This is a genomic window from Pseudoxanthomonas sp. 22568, assembly GCF_052044485.1.
GTDB classification, from domain to species: Bacteria; Pseudomonadota; Gammaproteobacteria; order Xanthomonadales; family Xanthomonadaceae; genus Pseudoxanthomonas_A; species Pseudoxanthomonas_A beigongshangi.
In genome coordinates, this window is record NZ_JBQENC010000015.1 from 90,285 (window position 1) to 106,661 (window position 16,377).

The following is a 16,377-nucleotide window of genomic DNA, read 5'->3' on the forward strand; positions in this document are numbered from 1 at the left end:
GCCGTCGGCCGTCGGCGCAAGCCGGCGCCGGAGAAACGTCAGCCCTGCTTCGGTGCGCGCACCGGCAGCGGCACGTTGCACAGGTCGATGTGGCCGGCCGGCCGCACGTACCAGGCATCGCGGCGGTTGCGGCGCGCCTCGGTGGCGTCGGCGAAGGTCTTCGAATCGGTGCGCAGCAGCTGCAGCGCGGTGCGCTCGGCTTCCGGCACGTCGCTGGCCAGACGGATCGCCTTGATCGGCGTGTAGTCGGCGGGCTTGTCGTACATGCCCATCGGATCCGGGCCGCGCTTGATCACGCTCAGCAGTTCCATCCCCTTCACCACCCGGCCGACCACGGTGATGTTGCGGTCCAACTGGCGCGGCGACTGGCCGATCACCACGTACAGTTCGGTGGCGTTGCTGCTGTCCGGCGCGGTGTCGCGGCCGGCGCCGAGGGTGCCGTAGCAATGCGCCATCCAGGCCTGGCCGGTGGCCGGATCGCGTCCGGCCTGGAAGCCGTCGACGAAACCGACCTGCGGCGCCCAGCCGTCGGCGTCGGGCAGGCGATCGAAGCGCAGCCCTTCGGCCTTGCGCTCGAACTCCGCCGGCAGCTTGGCCTTGGCGCTGCCGATCGACTTGCGCTTGGCTTCGTCCTCGGTCGGATCACCGAACTGCACCACCCAGTTGTCTTGCGAGCGGTAGATGTTGAGGCCGTTCCAGAAGCCCTCGTGCGCCAGCGTGCGGATGTTGCCGACATGCTCGGGCGCGAACGCCGGCGCCAGCTCGATGATCACCCGGCCGCTTTCCAGCTCCATGTACAGCGTGTTGGCCGGATCCAGGGTCCGCCAGTCGCCGGCCGGCGACGCGTCGAGGATTTCCTGGGCGCTGCGGTACTTGGCCGGTTCGGCGGCCGACAGCGGCAGGGCGGCGGCCAGCGCCACGGCGGAGGCCAGCAGGGTGGTGCGCAGGGACATGGGCGATGCGTTCCGGTGATGGGATGGCCGGATTCTACGCACAGTCGGTGCTTCGTCGCGCGCGGCCTACTTGAAGTAGCTGCGCAGCATGCCGGCCAGGGCCTCGGCTTCGGCCTGCCGGGTGCCGGCGTCGTCTTCGGCGACGAGGTGCTCGTGCAGGTGATCGTCGAGCAGGGCCAGCATCAGCGATTGCGCCGCGCCGCGCACGGCGGCCGCCTGGGTCAATACCGCGAGGCAGTCGGTGCTTTCGGCGATGGCCTTGTCGAGCGCTTCCACCTGCCCCTTGAGGCGACGGACGCGGGTCTGCAGGCGGCTGCGATCACGGCTGATATGCGACATGGAACGAATATACCCCCGGGGGGTATAGAATGCGAGTGCTTCCCTCGTCCCCATTCCGCCACCATGACCCTGTCAGCCGCCGCCGCCGCCCGTCGCCACGAACACGTCTTCGATGAAGGCAACCCGCTGGCCGAACGCAACACCCGCCGCGCGGTGCTGTTGACCGCGGCGATGATGGTGGTGGAGATCGCCGGCGGCTGGTACTTCAACTCGATGGCGCTGCTGGCCGATGGCTGGCACATGAGTTCGCACGCGCTGGCGCTGGGACTGTCGGTGTTCGCCTACCGGTTCGCGCGCCGCCATGCGCAGGACCACCGCTTCGCGTTCGGCACCTGGAAGGTTGAAGTGCTGGGGGGCTACACCAGTGCGATCCTGCTGCTCGGCGTGGCCGCCCTGATGGCGATCCAGTCGGTCGAACGCCTGATCCATCCGGTGGCGATCCATTACCGCGAGGCCATCGTCATCGCGGTCGTCGGCCTGGGCGTGAACCTGCTCTGCGCCTGGTGGCTGAAGGACGGACACGCGCACCACCACCACGGGCATGCTCATGCGCACGATCACGGGGATCACCACCACGGTCACGCTGGACATCACCACGCAGCGCACGCGCATGACGGGCACTCCCATGGCCACCACGCGCATCCCGGCCATCACGATCTGAATCTGCGCGCCGCCTACCTGCACGTCGTCGCCGATGCCGCCACCTCGGTGCTGGCGATCGTCGCGCTGGCGGCGGGCTGGATCTGGGGCGCGCGCTGGATGGATTCGGTGATGGGACTGATCGGATCGGCGCTGGTGCTGAGCTGGGCCTGGGGCCTGCTGCGCGCGAGTGGGCGGGTGCTGCTGGACGCGGAGATGGATGCGCCGGTGGTGGAGGAGATCCGCGAGGTGATCGCGGCCGAACCCGATACCGAAATCACCGACCTGCATGTCTGGCGGGTTGGCCGGGACAAGTACGCCTGCGAGGTGGCGCTGGTCGCCGCGCGGCCGCATTCGCCGGATCACTACCGGCGTGCGTTGCAGGTGCACGAGGAACTGGTCCACGTCACCGTCGAGGTGCATGAGGCGCATCCGCCGGGTTGAGGGAGGCGGGGCACGCCGGCGCCAGGTATTCCTGATCGCGCGTCTCAACCGGCGCGACCGCGCTGCGGACAATCGGCCTCCACGCGACGACGGGGACATGGCCGATGCAGGATCGATGGGATTGGAGTGTGGCGCGGGCCTACGCGCCGACGGCGGCGGCGCTGGCCGCCGCGTTCGTGGCTTCGCTGGCGGTATCGCAGGCGCGGGCGCAACCCGTGTCGGCCGCCACGCCGGCCGGCTGGGACTGGACGCCCTATGCGCTGTTCGTCCTAGCCGGGGCGCTGGGGCTGTGGACGACCGCCCGCCTGTGGCGGGCGCGGCGGACCGCCGATCTGCTGTGCCGCTGTGGCGGGCTGCTGGGCCCGGAGCGCCCGGGACGCGGCGGGGAACTGCGCTGCGTCTGCCGCGCCTGCGGCCGGAGCTGGCGGCGCCGCGGCCGCGTTTGAACGATGTCATCACCGCTTCCGGCCACGTGAATGCTTGCTGGCCGGGTGGTGAGGCCGGTCATCCGGCCCAGTGACTAATAGCACATTCGCTATAGTCAACTTCGCAATAGCATCGTCTCCACGCTAGTCCCCGGAGACCGCCAAGGTGGAAGCCGATACCTACCTGAAGAAGTTCCAGAAGGAGCTGAGCGCCGGTACGGTGTCGCTCGCCCTGCTGGCCGTGCTGGCCCAGGCCGGCGAACCGATGTACGGCTACCTGATCGCCAAGCAGCTCGAACGCGTCGGCGACGGTGTGCTCAGCGGCAAGCAGAGCGCGCTGTATCCGGTGCTACGCAACCTGGAGGGCGCCGGCCTGCTCGACAGCTTCGTCGAGCCTTCCATCGCCGGTCCGCCGCGACGCTACTACCGCATCACCGAGGCAGGGCGGGAGACCCTGCAGACCTGGGCGGCCGCCTGGCGCGCCACCCGTGATTCCGTCGATTCCGTCCTGTCGGGGATAACCGCATGAACACCACCACCACGCCGCGTCTTCCCACTTCCATCCCCGAATACCTGGAGCAGTTGCGGGCCGCGCTGGCCGGCGCGGATCCGGCGCTGATCCAGGACGCCCTGTACGACGCCGAGGAGTACCTGCGTTCGGAACTGGCCGAGCAAGCCGGCAAGAGCGAGGCCGAGGTGATCGCCTCGGTGGCCGGCAGCTACGGCGCACCCGAGGAGGTCGCCGACATCTATCGCGAGACCGAAGTGACGGTGACCCGCGCGCTCAAGCCGCCGGCGCCGCCGAAGCGCCGCTCGGCGATTGGACGCTTCTTCGGCGTGGCGGCGGATCCGCGCACCTATGGCGCGCTGTTCTACATGCTGCTGTCGCTGGCGACCGGCGTCTTCTACTTCACCTGGGTGGTCACCGGTGCCAGCCTGTCGGTCGGCCTGCTGATCCTGATCATCGGCATCCCGCTGCTGATGCTGTTCCTGGCCTCGGTGCGGGTGCTGTCGCTGGTGGAGGGCCGCATCGTCGAAGCGCTGCTGGGCGAACGCATGCCGCGCCGGCCGCTGTACACCCAGCGCGACAAGCCCTGGCTGACCCGGATCAAGGAGATGTTCACCGACGGCGGCACCTGGACGGCGATGCTGTACTTCCTGCTGATGCAACCGCTGGGCGTGCTGTACTTCAGCGTGGCGGTGACCCTGCTGAGCCTGTCGCTGGGCCTGGCCGCCGCGCCGCTGGCGCTACTGCTGCCGCACGCCGGCATCTGGTTCGACGACTGGAGCCTAGCCTACGACGCGCCCTGGCTGCTGCCCTTCGTCTGCGCGTCCGGCGTGCTGCTGCTGTTCGCCACCCTGCATCTGGCGCGCGGCGTGGGCAAGGTGCACGGCTGGCTCGCCAAGCAGTTGCTGGTGCGCACGCCGGTGGTGTGAGCCCACCCGGCTCCTGCCGCAAATGCAGAAAAGGGGCCCGCATCGCGCGGGCCCCTTTTTTTCGGTCGAATGCGGCGCGCGCTGTCAGTTCGCGGGCATCAGCCGGTCGATCAGGAAACTCATCCGCAGCGCCATCAGCTCCGGATTGCGCAGGGCATCGCTGACCCCATGTCCGCCTTCCTCGTCCTCGTAGAAGTAGGTGGTGGCGCCGGCATCGGCCAGCCGGTGGGCGAGCTTGCGCGCATGGCCGGGACCGACCCGGTTGTCCTCGGTCGAGATGGTGACCAGGAACGGCGGATAGCGCGTGCCCGCGCGGACATTCTGGTACGGCGAATACTTGAGCATCGCGGCGAGCTGCTCCGGCACGTCGGGATTGCCGTACTCGTTCATCCATGCCGCGCCCATGCCCATGTGGCGCATCCGCACCAGATCGGTCAGCGGCACGTCGCTGACCACCGCCGCGAACAGGTCCGGCCGCTGCGTGCCCAGCGTCGCGGTGAGCAGGCCGCCGTTGGACATGCCGAAGATGCCGATCCGGTCCGGCGCGGTGAAGCCGCTGCGGATCAGGTGCTCGGTGACGGCGATGAAATCGTCGTACGAGTTCTGCCGCTTCTCGCGGATCGCGGCGGTGTGCCAGGCCGCGCCGCGTTCGCCGCCGCCGCGCATCGCCGGAATCGCCAGCGAACCGCCGCGCTCCAGCCACAGTTTCAGGGCCGGACCACCGACGATGGCGTCGAAGTAGCCCGGACGCACCGAGATGCCGAAGGCGCCGTAGCCGGTCATCAGCAGCGGCTGGGGGCCGGGCTTGGGATGGCGCGGTTTCAGCAGGAAATAGTCGACCGAGGTGCCGTCGCGCGACGTGGCCGAACCGATTTCGGTGGTGAAACCGGCGCCGTCCATCAGCACCGGATCCTGGGCCAGCAGGCGCCGCGGCTCATCGTCGCGCAGCAGGTACTGGCTGCGCGGAGTGACGAAACCGGCGACCGAGATTGCCAGTTCGCGGCGGTCACGCTCGTCCGCGCGCAGGCTCACGGTGTCGCCGGCCGCCACGTCCAATACCTTGCGGGTGGACCAGCGGCCATCGCCGTCGTCGTCGCGCGCGGCGACCACGCGCTGGCGCAAGTGCTGGTTGATGATCAGGAACACTTCGTCGCGCGTGGCCGCCAGCCCGCCGAAGCCGGCATCGACAAACTCGTCCGCCGCCGGCACGTATACCGCCGACACGCGCTTGCCTTCCGGCGTGGCGGGATCCGTGTCATAGGCGATCACGGTTTCGGCGCGATACGGCTGGCCCTCGATGGTCGCGTCCATGGCCAGTTGGACCACGATGTGGCGCGCGGAGGTCGCCAGCACGCCGAACGGCTTGATCGCCTGCGGCAGCGGCAACGTGCGGGACGCGCCGCTGGCATCGACCAGGCTGACTTCGAAGGTCGAATAGTCGATCGCGCGGGTCAGTACGGCCTGCACGCGGTCGGTTCCGACGGTGGTGGCCTGCACGATCGCATCGCCCGGCTGGCCCTGGAACGCCGACTTCACGTCCGCCAGCGCCTGGCCGCGCTTCCACAGGCCGAACGCGGCCGGCCAGCCGGCCAGCGATTTCGGCTGATCGCCCAGGGTATGGCCGACCAGCACTTGATCCGCGCTCATCCACTCGGCGAACGCGCGCGACTTGCCGACCCGGAAGCCGCCATCGACGAAGCGCGCGGTGGCGAGATCGAATTCGCGGATTTCCACCTCGTCGCCACCACCGGGCGAGAGCCGCAGCAGGCAGCGCGCGTACTCCGGCGCCAGGCAACTGGAACCGAAGCTGTAGACCTGCAGTTCGAACGGAATGCCTTCGCGCTTACGCAACTCGGCCACGTCCAGCACGGTCTTCCACTCGCCGGCCACGCCTTGCGCGTCGCGTGCGGCGGTCTGCAGCAGGCCATAGGGATGCGCGGCGTCGCGATACAGGCGCACCGCGCGTTCGCCCAGCAGGTACTGGTCCGGTTCGGCCGGCGCTTGCGCCAGCGCCGAGCCGAGTTCACGGCTGACGGTGGCATGCGAGGGCAGCGCGNNNNGCCTGGGCCCCGTGCGGATCTTCCAGCCATTGCAGCGCGTCGGCATCGGCGGCGCGGGATGCCGCGGGCAGGCAAAGCGCGAGGCCCAGCGCGAGCGCGGGCAGCATTCGTTGCGTGATCGTCATGGGATCGGATCTCCGGTGAGCGAGTGTGTGATGGGGAATGGGGCGCATCAGTAGTCGTAGCGGAACAACACGCCGAAGGTGCGTGGCTGCGGGCGATTGGATGCACCGAGTCGGATCAGATTTCCGTCCGAATCGAACTCGCTCGCGCCGCGCGCGTTGATCGCGCCGTCCTCGTCGGTCAGGTTGTTGCCATACAGGTACACGCCCCAGCCGGCGGGCGATTCCAGGCCGATGCGCGCGCCGGCCAGGGTCAGGGCGTCGCCCGGCGTGCCGGCGGTCAGCGCGGTTTCGCGCGCGGAGTCGTGGTGCACGTTGACCGAGGCCACGCCGCGCAGGTTCGCGCCGACGTCCCAGTTGTAGGCGGCCGAGGCATTCAGGCTGGTCCTGGGTACGTTGTAGACCGCGGTGCCGCGATGCAACGGCGTGCCGGGCACGTCGGCCGAGTAAGTCGCGTCGACCCAACTGCCGCCGAACTGCAGGGTCAACGCGCGGACCGGATTGTAGGTCACGCTCAGTTCGACACCCTTGTTGCGGGTGCCGTCGGAGTTGGTCAGGCCGTTGATCTCCGGCGTGATCGGCACGCGCACCGCGACGCCCTCCCAGTCGCTGTAGAAGACCGCGCCTTCCAGCAGCAACTTGCCATCGGCCAGCACCGACTTGGCGCCCAGTTCGTAGGTCCAGATCGAGTCGGCGGAGATCTGCGAGGGCAGGTCCACACCGTACTGTTCGGCCAGCTTGATGGATCCGATCGGCTGCAACTGTCCGGAACGGAATCCGCGCGCGGCCGAGGCATAGAAGGTGGTGCTGTCCGACGGCTTGTAGGACAGGCTCAAGCGCGGATTCCAGCTGTCGAAGGTGGCGTTGAGCGTGGACACGCTGCCATCGGAAGCCGCGTCGGCGGCGTCCACCTTGTCCTTGAAGTAGCGCAGGCCGGCGGTCACCGCCCAGGCCGGATTGGGCAGCTTGAGCGTGGCCTCGCCGAAGATCGCGTGGGCGTCGTTGGTCTGGCGCGAGTTGCTGGTCACGATGCCGGGGATGTCCAGCACATCCGCGCGTTCGGCCTTGCGCAGGTAGTAGCCGACCGTCCAGTCCAGCCGGTGCTCGCCGGTCGAGGCCCAGCGCAATTCGTGGGTGCGCACGCCGATGTCGATCGCCGCGTCCAGCGGAATGCCCGCCGACAGCTCGCCGGTCTGCGGATAGCTGAGGTTGCCGTCGGAGAAGGTGTAGACGATCTGCGAGGCGTCCAGGTCGTAGGTGCTGGTCAGGCTGGCGGAGTCCCATTCGTTGTGGCTGGCCAGGAACGAGTTGTTGGTGCCGTCGTCGTAAGCGCTGTTGCTGGCGGCCTCCGAATCGGAGCGGTACTTCCAGTAGGCGAGATCGATGTTCCAGCGTTCGGTCGGTGCGAAGCGGACCTTGGCGCGCCAGGTGCGGATGTCGTTGTCGTTGACGTTCTTCGCGCCGGTGTTGGTGTTGTCGATCCAGCCGGGCGTGCGCTCGTCGGTGATGGCCAGGCGCAGGGCCAGGCGGTCGTCCACCAGCGGGATGTTCACGTAGGCCTTGGCGCCGCGGCCATCGCCGCCGCCGCCCACGCGCGAGCCATCCAGTTCCACCCCGGCGCCGAAACGGTTGAATTCCGGCTTGCGGGTGAGGATGCGCACTGTGCCGCCCATCGAGCCCTCGCCGAACAGCGTGCCCTGCGGACCCTTGAGGATTTCCACCCGATCGATGTCGAAGGATCGCGTGTCCGGATACCAGGGCACGGTCACGCCGGTGAACGGCGTCTCGTCGACGTAGTAGCCATTGTCGTTGCCGCCCAGCGAACTGGAAACGCCGCGGATCTGCACCTGGGTGAAGGCGCCGCCGGTGTCGATGGAGGAAGCGCCGGGGGTGATGTTGATGACGTCCACCACGTTGCGCAGGCCCATCGCATCGATCTGCTCGCCGGTCACCGCGGTGATGGCAATCGGCACGTCGATCTGGCGCTCGTCGCGCTTGCGCGCGGTGACCGTGACCGCGCCCAGATCGACGGCATCGGAGGCTTGCGCCGACGCCTGCCCATCGGGCGTTGCGGTGGCCTGCTGGGCATGGACAGGCGCGCCGATCAGCGACAGCAGGATCGCGGCGGCCAGATGGTTGCGGATCGGAGAAACGGGACGCGACGTGACACGTGGCTTCGTGGACGACATGGATGGACTCCGGTTGATGACGGTCGGAAGGCCGGCATGCGCGGATATCCCCCGCGCCCGCCGGTCACTCGATGCCATGACGAACCGGTGCAACAAAAGTGAAATGGGCACGGCGCGCAGGCGCCGGCGGCAGGATCAGAAGCGGTAGTGCAGTTCCATGCCGTAGCTGCGAGGACGCAGGCGGGTGGCATTGCCGTACGGGGCGCGGCCATCCACCGCGCCCTGTTCGTCGAGCAGGTTGTCCGCGTACAGATAGCTGCTCCATCCGCGCGTGGACTCCAGGCCCAGGCGCAGGCCCAGATCCAGGATCGCGTCGCCTTCGTCGCCTTCGACCAGGCCGGTCTGGCGGCGCGAGTGGTAGCTGGCGCGGCTGGCCGCGGTCAGGTTCATGTCCGGTCCGATCGGCCAGGCATAGGTGGCGGTGCCCGAGAGGCTGGTGCGGGGCACGTTGTAGATCTGGGTGCCACGGCGCAGCGGCGTGCCCGGCACGTCGGCGGCATAGTGGGCGTCCAGCCAGGTCGCGCCCAATTCCAGCCGCAGTTGCGCCGCGGGCGCGTAGCTCATCCCCAGTTCCACGCCCCGCACGATCGCGCCGTTCGAATTGATCAACCCGTTGTGGGTGCCGTCGATCGGAACCCGCACCGGCAGATCATGCCAACGGGTGTGGAACGCAGCGCCCTGCACCAGCAGGCGGCCACCGGCGGTGATCTGCTTGAGTCCGATTTCGTAGGACACCAGCGAATCGGGTGGCAGCGTGGAGGGCAGGGTGATCCCGGCGGCGAGCGCGGCGGCCTGCGAGTCGGCCGGCTGCAACTGACCCGAGCGGAATCCGCCGGCGACGCTGGCATAAACCGTGCGTTGATCCGAGAACCGCCGGTTGACGCTCATCCGCGGCGTGAGCCGATGGAAGGTCGAGCGCAGGCGCGTGTCGCGTGTCGAGGACAGTGCCGTTCCGTTGACCTCGTCGGTGAAGTAGCGCAATCCGGCGGTGGTCGACCAGGCGGAATCCCGGGGTGTCAGCGTGACTTCGCCGAACAATGCGTCCGCACGGTTGGACTGCCGCGCCACCGCGTATTCGCCATCGACGAACAGCGCATCGCGACGCAGTGCTTCGCGATGCGAATAGCCGACAATCCACTCCAGCGGGCCGGCACCGTGCGAGCTCCAGCGCAGCTCCGAGCTGTCCACGTCGATGTCGAGGGTTCCCCGGAGCGTGGACGTCGGCGTGAGCATCCCGTCGATCACGTATTCGAGCCGGGCATCCGACACCACCAGCAATAGCCGCGAGGCGGGCAGTTCCAGGCTGCTGTTGATGCTGTTGGCGCGCCAGCGGGACCGCGTGTCCTGATAGGCGTTGGTCTGCAGGACATCGGTGGCCGCGTAGCCGCCGCCCTCGGCAAGGGTGGTGGAACCGATGTGGCTGAAATCGGTCATCCAGGTGTCGCTGGCCGACCAGCGCAGGCGCGCGCGCCGGGTGGTGACGCGCTGCGGATTGATGTCGCGACCGCCGTCGGGCGTGTCCACCCAGCCGGCCAGCGTTTCGCGGGTGGCGACCAGGCGCAGGCCGAGCCTGTCCGGCACCAGCGGCAGGTTGGCCATCGCCTTGCCCATGCCGCCGTCGGCGCCGCCTTCGGTGCTGGACGCTCCCATTTGCACAGCGGCGGAAAACAGATCCAGTTCAGGCGCGCGGGTGAGGATGCGCACGGTGCCGCCCATTGAGCCTTCGCCGAACAGCGTACCCTGTGGGCCCTTCAACACTTCCACCCGTTCCAGATCGAACGCGCGCGTGTCCGGATGCCACGGCACGGTGACGCCGGTGAAGGGAATGTCGTCCAGGTAGTAGCCGTTGTCGTTGCCGCCCAATGAGCTGGAGATGCCGCGGATCTGCACCTGGGTGAAGGCGGCGCCGGCGTCGACCGCGGCCACGCCGGGCGTCAGCCGCAGTACGTCGGTGGCGTTCTGCAGGCCCAGCGCCTCGATGCGTTCACCCGCGTGCACCGACAATCCCATCGGCACGTCCATCCAGCGCTCGTCGCGCTTGCGCGCCGACACCACCAGCGGCGCCAGGGTACGGGTGGGCGCGACCAGCGCGATCGGCTGCGGCGCGGGTTGTTCCGCGCGTGCCGGCGCGCGCGGCGACACGGTGATCACCCCGCCTTCCACGCTGAAAGCGTAGCCACTGCCTTCCAGCAGGCGTTCCAGCGCCGCCTCCACCGTCATTACCCCGCTGACCCCGGGGCTGCGGCGCGCGCCACCCAGATCGCCGACGGCCGCCAGCGGCAGGCCGGCTTGCTGTGAAAAGCTCAGCAGGGCCTCGTCCAGCGGTTGCGCGGGAATACGGAAGGCCACGCGTGGCGAGGGCGCCGCCCACGCCGACAGGCAGAAGCCCAGCCACAGCAGCGCCAGTCCGCCCCGCCGCCGCCAGCCGGAAAGCTCCGTCCACCACGCCGGCGCCGGAGGGCGCATGCAATGGCGGACGGTGGCGGCAACGGCGGCTGGCAAGGACTGTGTTCCGGATCAGGGAGCGCCGTCTCCGGGAGGCACCGCGGGACGCTTCACCGGATTGTTCTGCGGTTCGTCGCTGGACAGCAAGATCTCGCCTTCGCTGCGCCGGACGTCCAGGTGCAGCGCCTTGGCCAGGCCGTCGATCCAGCGGTCGATGCTGGCGACCTCCCAGCGCCCGGTGACCTTGAGTTGCCCCAGGGCGGGATCCTGCAGGCGGATCGGGACGCGCGAATAGCGGTTGAGATCGGTGATCACGCTGTCCAGCGGTTCGCCCTGGTAGACCACGGCGCCTTGCCGCCACGCAGTGGCGAGCGGCGCGTTGACAGCCTGCGGGGGTTGCAGGCCATTGGCAAGGCTGTAGCGGATCCGCTGGTTGCCGGTGGCCAGGTAGCGACGAACACGCCCGTCCCCGGCTGCGCTGACCTGGACGCGGCCTTCGTCGACCACCACCGTCACTTCGCGATCGCCATGTTCGGCCACGCTGAAGCGGGTACCCAGCGCCTGGCTGAGGACGCCTTTGGCATCGACCACGAACGGCCGATCGGGCGCGTGCGCGACCTGGAAGTAAGCGCGGCCGTTGCGCAGTTCGATGTCGCGCCGGTCAGGGTGGTAGCGGACCCTGACTTCGGACGCCGCATCCAGTTCCAGGATCGAACCGTCGGCGAGGGTGATCTGGCGGCGTTCGCCGATGCCGGTGGCGAAGGACTGCGACGGGTCTTCCGGCGCACCGCGCGGGATCAGGAACCAGGCGAGCGTCACGGCCAACGCCACGCAGGCGGCGCTGGCCCATGCCCAGCCGCGACGCGAGCGGCGACGCAAGGGTCGGGCCGGCGCCGTGACGGGAGGCGCGGACCGGGACGGGGAGGTCGCGGGCTGGACGCTGCGCGCGGCCCGCGCGCGCAACACGGTGTCCGAATCCAGCGTTCCCGCCGCTTCCCACAACGCGGCCAGATCGTCGAAGGCCGCGGCGTTGGCCGGCGAGGCCATCCAGTCGCACCAGGCTTCCAGTTCCTTCGACGGCACATCCTCTTCCTGCATGCGAAGCAGCCAGTGGCCGGCCTCGCGCAGGGCCGTCTTGCGCGGCTCCGTGGATGTCGGGTTCATGATTGTTCTTCCTCCCACTCGTCCGTGATGCCGTCCAGGCGTTCCTGGCAGTACGTCAGTGCGCGCGCCACATGGATGCGGACCATGCGCTCGGTCAGGCCCAGTACGCCTGCCGCATCGGCAAAGCTCAATTGTTGCACCCTCACCAGCCGGAAGGCCTCGGCGCAGTTGTACGGCAGCTCCGCCAGCAGGGCGGGCAGCCGTTCCACCAGTTGCGCCGCGTTGGCGGAGCGTTCCGGGCTGGTGCCCGGATCCGGCCACAGGTCCACGCCGTCCGGCGCGGGCTGCTCGGTATGGGCGCGGCGGCGCAGCAGGTCGGTTGCCAGGTTCTGCGCAATCCGGAACAGGTAGGCCCGGTGGAAACTGATGGTGGTTTCGTTGCCCAGGTTCAGCAGCTTGGCATAGGCCTCCTGCGCGACCTCCCAGGCGTCGTCGTAGGAGCCCAGCCGCAACTGCAGCATGCGCACCAGCGACTGGTTGAAGTCGCGGACCAGATCCTCGGCGGAGGCGCGCGCGCCGGCCCCGTCGGGGACCGGTGCACCGGGAGGCAACTTATTTCTGGATTCAGCCATGCCGGTAGAGACGAAGCGGGGAGTCGAAAGTGAAATGCCCGGTCCTGGCGGCTGTCCCGGCCCGGCCGCACGAGGCCGGGACAAGCATAGCGGGTGGTCGCAGGCCGGCGCGGTTCGCGTACCCGCGGTCCTGGTCCGGGGTGATGGCGCATGGCGGTTCCGGAGGCGGGTTGACCGGCGGTGATGGTGGAAGCGGAGGTTTCCCCGCCACGGCATCGATGCATCGCGCACCAACGGTGGCATCGGGATCGGAAAGCAGCGAAGGTCGCCGGGATTCCGCGCCGGCGCCCGCGCGGCAGTGTGTGACGCATCCTGCACATCCCTGAATGCAGCCATCCGCCAACTTGGGGCATGGTTAACAGAAGCCGCGTGCGGGAATGTCTACGGTGTCGGCGCGGTCTTCCGCCGCGAACATCATGGAGATGATTGTTATGGCTCGTAACCGTGTTCTTGCAGTAGCGGCTTCGCTGGGATTCCTGGCGCTGGTGTCCTTCAACGCGGCAGCCGGTTGGCAGGGGACGTGGCACTACTACGACGAGGAAGGCGTGCTGGTGGGTTCGTGGACCGCCGGATGCGGCGCCGCCGATGGACGCTGGGGCGTGGTCACCGACAACAAGGTTTTCATACAGGGGTGCCGCGACGAGAGTTGACGGCAGCAGCAAAAAGCCCCGCTCGCGCGGGGCTTTCTGTTTGCAGGCGAGTGGTCGCGCGGGGGATCAGTCGGCGTACCTGGCGATGAAGTCGCGCACCTGCGGATACACCTTGTCGCGCCAGCGGCGGCCGCTGAAGATGCCGTAGTGGCCGGCGCCTTCAACCGTGATGTGCGCATGCCGCGCCTTGGGGATGCCGGTGCACAGGTCGTGCGCGGCGGCGGTCTGGCCCAGCCCGGAGATGTCGTCCAGTTCGCCTTCGATGCTCAGCAGCGCGGTCTTCCTGATCGCGGCCGGATTGACCAGTTCGCCGTTGACCTTCCACTTGCCGCGCGGCAGCAGGAATTCCTGGAACACCACCCGGATCGTGTCGAGGTAGTACTCGGCCGGCATGTCCAGCACCGCGTTGTATTCGTCGTAGAAGCGGCGATGCGATTCGGCGTCCTGCAGGTCGCCCTTGACCAGGTTGGCGTAGAAATCCCAGTGCGACATGAAGTGGCGGCTGGGATTCATCGCGATGAAGCCGGCGTGCTGCAGGAAGCCCGGATACACCGACCGGCCCTGGCCGGGATAGGGCATCGGCACGCTGTGGATGACGTTGTTCTCGAACCACGACAGCGGGTTGCGCGTGGCCAGGCTGTTGACCTCGGTCGGGCTGCGGCGCGCATCGATCGGACCGCCCATCATCACCAGCGAACGCGGCGTGGCTTCGCCGCGCGCGGCCATCAGCGACACCGCCGCCAGCACCGGCACGGTCGGCTGGCAAACGCTGATGACGTTGAGGTTGTCGGCGCCGATGTGGCGAATGAACTCCTCCACGTAGGCGACGTAGTCGTCCAGGCTGAAGGCGCCCTCGGATGTCGGCACCATGCGCGCGTCGACCCAGTCGGTCACGTAGACCTTGTGATCGCGCAGCAGGGTGCGAACGGTGTCGCGCAGCAGGGTGGCGTGATGGCCGGACAGCGGCGCGACCACCAGCACCACCGGATCATCCTTCAGCGCCTTGATGCTGTCGGCGTCGTCGGTGTAGCGCTTGAAGCGCAGCAGCCGGCAGAAAGGCTTCTTGATGATTTCCTGCTCCACCACCGGCACGGTGCGGCCCTCGACTTCCACCTCGTGGATGTCCCAGGCCGGCTTCTCGTAGTCCTTGCCGATGCGGTAGATCAGTTCGTTGCCGGCGGCGATGCGCTCGGCGCCGGGCAGGTTGGACAGCCAGCTGCCGGGCGCGGAAAAGATGCGCGCGTTGGCTTCGGCCATGTAGGCGAGCGGCGCCATCCAGGCACGGCCAAGTTCATGCCACTGGTACAGGAGAGTCATGGGCAACGGGAATCCCGGATTTGGTGCAGTCTGCTGCGGCGCAGCATAGCGCAATCCGGGACCACCCGGAATCGGCCTGTTCAGCCAGCGCCCGGGATCTCCAGCGCGGCGGTTTCCGCGGCCAGGGCGGGCGCCAGCCAGCAGTGCGAGCCCACCGCGCGCAGGCCGGCGGCCTCGAACTGCCGGCGGTACCAGCGGCCAGGGCGCGACTGGAAGCCGTCGTGGTCGCCTTCGTATTCATCCTCGCGGGTGAAGGTTTCCAGGAAGGCCACGCCGCCGCACAGTTCCGCCAGCCCCGGCAGGCCGCGGCGCAGATCGCGCGTGGGCAGGTAATGCATCACGTCGGCGCAGACCAGCAGATCCACCGGCGGGCAGGGGCGCAGGTATTCGAAATCGGCGAACGTGGCCAGGTGCAGGTTGCGGCTGCGCCCGTAGCGGGCAATCGCGTACTCGCTGCTGTCGAAGCCCAGGTAGCGCAGGCGCGGGCGCAGCTTCAGCAGCGGCGCGCGCCAGGGGCCTTCGCCGCAGCCGATGTCCAGCACGGTGCGGATCGGGCGCTCCAGGTAGTACTCGGCGGTGGCCACCGCCAGCGCCACCTTGCGCGCGAGACGTTGCGGTCCGCCGATCTCGCCGTCGCGATACCAGCGTTGGAAATAATGGGCGTCGTACTTCTTCATCGGAATGGAAACCTCGGCAAGCTCATCGGCAAGGATCCCGGTTTGCGAGGCGGAGTAAAAGGGGCGGCGATGGTGTTTCGGTTGGACAGCGGTCCGCGTGATGGCGGAGAATCCGCGCACCCTTCGCCCGCACCGGAGTCCCGCGTGGACAAAGCCAGCCTCTACTTCTGGGTCAAGACCTTCCACCTCGTGTTCGTGATCGCGTGGATGGCGACGGTGTTCTACCTGCCGCGCATCCTGGTCAATCTCGCCGAGACGACGGGACAGCCGGACGTGCAGGCGCGGCTGCTGCTGATGGGACGCAAGCTGTACCGCTTCGGCCACAACATGTTCGGCCTGGCGGTGATCCTGGGCCTGGTGCTGTGGCTGGGTTACAAGGTGATTCCGGGCTTTCCGACGATGGCCGCGCCCGGCGCCGGCTGGCTGCACGCCAAGCTGACCCTGGTGGTGCTGGTGCTGGCCCACTTCATCATTGCCGGCCGCTGGCTCAAGGGCGTGGAGAAGGGCCGCACGCTGCCGTCCTCCTTCACCCTGCGCCTGTTCAACGAAGCACCGGTGATCGTCCTGATCGGCATCGTCTGGCTGGTGCTGGCCAAGCCGTTCTGAATCAAGGGCGTTGCAGGCTTCAGCGCTCCCACCTTGTGGGAGCGACGTGAGTCGCGATTCGCGATGCCCGTCGATTCACCCGAAAAGCTCGCGACTGACGTCGCTCCCACAATCGGAGTGTCCGTAGGAGCGACGTGAGTCGCGACCGGGAAAATTCCGCGACCGTGCAGCCCAACGGTCGCGACTGACGTCGCTCCTACAAGGGAATAAGCCCGGGCTTTTTGATTTTCGGCTCTTCTCGAAATCCGCCGGCTTCGGCCATTCCAAGACTTCAGCGACGCCCATCTTGTGGGAGCGACGTCAGTCGCGATTCGCGATGCCCGTCGATTCATTCCAAA

The 16,377-nt window shown here is 68.4% G+C and carries 14 protein-coding genes and 1 pseudogene; 6 read left to right on the forward strand and 9 right to left on the reverse strand.

Annotated features, from left to right (window positions below):
- Positions 1–38: 38 nt before the first annotated feature.
- Positions 39–953, reverse strand: a complete 915-nt coding sequence (locus tag ACTJI2_RS17075) for a peptidylprolyl isomerase (RefSeq protein ID WP_192199304.1) — start codon at positions 951–953, stop codon at positions 39–41.
- A 66-nt stretch (positions 954–1,019) separates the two neighbouring features.
- Positions 1,020–1,292: a metal/formaldehyde-sensitive transcriptional repressor gene (locus tag ACTJI2_RS17080; protein ID WP_183638380.1), complete on the reverse strand. Its 273-nt coding sequence runs from the start codon at positions 1,290–1,292 to the stop codon at positions 1,020–1,022.
- Positions 1,293–1,355: 63 nt separating this feature from the next.
- Here ACTJI2_RS17080 and dmeF point away from each other — a divergent pair, with 63 nt between their 5' ends.
- The 4 genes from dmeF (at position 1,356) to ACTJI2_RS17100 (ending at position 4,237) form a co-directional block, all read left to right on the forward strand.
- Positions 1,356–2,375 carry a CDF family Co(II)/Ni(II) efflux transporter DmeF gene (dmeF, locus tag ACTJI2_RS17085; protein ID WP_440842830.1) on the forward strand — a complete coding sequence of 340 codons (1,020 nt, stop codon included), beginning with the start codon at positions 1,356–1,358 and terminating at the stop codon, positions 2,373–2,375.
- Positions 2,376–2,503: 128 nt separating this feature from the next.
- Positions 2,504–2,821 (forward strand): hypothetical protein, encoded by a 318-nt coding sequence (locus ACTJI2_RS17090; RefSeq protein WP_318287555.1) that lies wholly within the window; start codon positions 2,504–2,506, stop codon positions 2,819–2,821.
- 145 nt (positions 2,822–2,966) lie between these two features.
- Positions 2,967–3,329 carry a PadR family transcriptional regulator gene (locus ACTJI2_RS17095; RefSeq protein WP_183638373.1) on the forward strand — a complete coding sequence of 121 codons (363 nt, stop codon included), beginning with the start codon at positions 2,967–2,969 and terminating at the stop codon, positions 3,327–3,329.
- Positions 3,326–4,237: a sensor domain-containing protein gene (locus ACTJI2_RS17100; protein ID WP_203322178.1), complete on the forward strand. Its 912-nt coding sequence runs from the start codon at positions 3,326–3,328 to the stop codon at positions 4,235–4,237. The genes ACTJI2_RS17095 and ACTJI2_RS17100 overlap by 4 nt, the downstream gene beginning before the upstream one ends.
- Before the next feature lie 84 nt (positions 4,238–4,321).
- On the opposite strand, the gene ACTJI2_RS17105 is transcribed toward ACTJI2_RS17100, so the two are convergent.
- The 5 genes from ACTJI2_RS17105 to ACTJI2_RS17125 all read right to left on the reverse strand — a co-directional run bounded on the left by ACTJI2_RS17105 (position 4,322) and on the right by ACTJI2_RS17125 (position 12,768).
- Positions 4,322–6,343, reverse strand: coding sequence for a prolyl oligopeptidase family serine peptidase (locus ACTJI2_RS17105; RefSeq protein WP_440842831.1), 2,022 nt, complete (start codon positions 6,341–6,343; stop codon positions 4,322–4,324).
- A gap of 126 nt (positions 6,344–6,469) precedes the next feature.
- Entirely contained in the window at positions 6,470–8,608 is a 2,139-nt protein-coding gene (locus tag ACTJI2_RS17110; RefSeq protein WP_440842832.1) for a TonB-dependent receptor, read from the reverse strand.
- Positions 8,609–8,743: 135 nt separating this feature from the next.
- The gene (locus ACTJI2_RS17115; RefSeq protein ID WP_440842833.1) at positions 8,744–11,110 is read right to left on the reverse strand and encodes a TonB-dependent receptor domain-containing protein; all 2,367 of its coding nucleotides are present in this window, start codon (positions 11,108–11,110) and stop codon (positions 8,744–8,746) included.
- A gap of 15 nt (positions 11,111–11,125) precedes the next feature.
- Positions 11,126–12,217, reverse strand: coding sequence for a FecR family protein (locus tag ACTJI2_RS17120; protein WP_440842834.1), 1,092 nt, complete (start codon positions 12,215–12,217; stop codon positions 11,126–11,128).
- Positions 12,214–12,768 (reverse strand): RNA polymerase sigma factor, encoded by a 555-nt coding sequence (locus tag ACTJI2_RS17125; RefSeq protein ID WP_440842835.1) that lies wholly within the window; start codon positions 12,766–12,768, stop codon positions 12,214–12,216. The genes ACTJI2_RS17120 and ACTJI2_RS17125 overlap by 4 nt, the downstream gene beginning before the upstream one ends.
- A gap of 452 nt (positions 12,769–13,220) precedes the next feature.
- Between ACTJI2_RS17125 and ACTJI2_RS17130 the strand changes: the two genes are divergently transcribed.
- Complete coding sequence (locus ACTJI2_RS17130; protein WP_183638355.1) at positions 13,221–13,439, forward strand: DUF6289 family protein; 219 nt, start codon at positions 13,221–13,223, stop codon at positions 13,437–13,439.
- A 75-nt stretch (positions 13,440–13,514) separates the two neighbouring features.
- Here ACTJI2_RS17130 and ACTJI2_RS17135 read toward each other — a convergent pair.
- Both ACTJI2_RS17135 and ACTJI2_RS17140 read right to left on the reverse strand, forming a co-directional pair.
- Positions 13,515–14,756 (reverse strand): annotated as a pseudogene (locus ACTJI2_RS17135) (polyhydroxyalkanoate depolymerase); the annotation flags it as partial.
- Positions 14,757–14,836: 80 nt separating this feature from the next.
- A complete protein-coding gene (locus ACTJI2_RS17140; protein ID WP_183638349.1) occupies positions 14,837–15,433 on the reverse strand; it encodes a class I SAM-dependent DNA methyltransferase in 597 nt (198 codons plus the stop codon).
- 144 nt (positions 15,434–15,577) lie between these two features.
- Here ACTJI2_RS17140 and ACTJI2_RS17145 point away from each other — a divergent pair, with 144 nt between their 5' ends.
- Complete coding sequence (locus tag ACTJI2_RS17145) at positions 15,578–16,039, forward strand: CopD family protein (protein WP_328805089.1); 462 nt, start codon at positions 15,578–15,580, stop codon at positions 16,037–16,039.
- Positions 16,040–16,377 lie beyond the last annotated feature (338 nt).

What these genes read in the sequence shown, in the direction of transcription:
- ACTJI2_RS17110 (WP_440842832.1), bottom strand. Translation starts at nt 8,608, where the DNA reads ATGTCGTCCACGAAGCCACGTGTCACGTCGCGTCCCGTTTCTCCGATC.
- ACTJI2_RS17100 (WP_203322178.1), top strand. Translation starts at nt 3,326, where the DNA reads ATGAACACCACCACCACGCCGCGTCTTCCCACTTCCATCCCCGAATAC.
- ACTJI2_RS17120 (WP_440842834.1), bottom strand. Translation starts at nt 12,217, where the DNA reads ATGAACCCGACATCCACGGAGCCGCGCAAGACGGCCCTGCGCGAGGCC.
- ACTJI2_RS17080 (WP_183638380.1), bottom strand. Translation starts at nt 1,292, where the DNA reads ATGTCGCATATCAGCCGTGATCGCAGCCGCCTGCAGACCCGCGTCCGT.
- ACTJI2_RS17140 (WP_183638349.1), bottom strand. Translation starts at nt 15,433, where the DNA reads ATGAAGAAGTACGACGCCCATTATTTCCAACGCTGGTATCGCGACGGC.
- dmeF (WP_440842830.1), top strand. Translation starts at nt 1,356, where the DNA reads ATGACCCTGTCAGCCGCCGCCGCCGCCCGTCGCCACGAACACGTCTTC.
- ACTJI2_RS17130 (WP_183638355.1), top strand. Translation starts at nt 13,221, where the DNA reads ATGGCTCGTAACCGTGTTCTTGCAGTAGCGGCTTCGCTGGGATTCCTG.
- ACTJI2_RS17075 (WP_192199304.1), bottom strand. Translation starts at nt 953, where the DNA reads ATGTCCCTGCGCACCACCCTGCTGGCCTCCGCCGTGGCGCTGGCCGCC.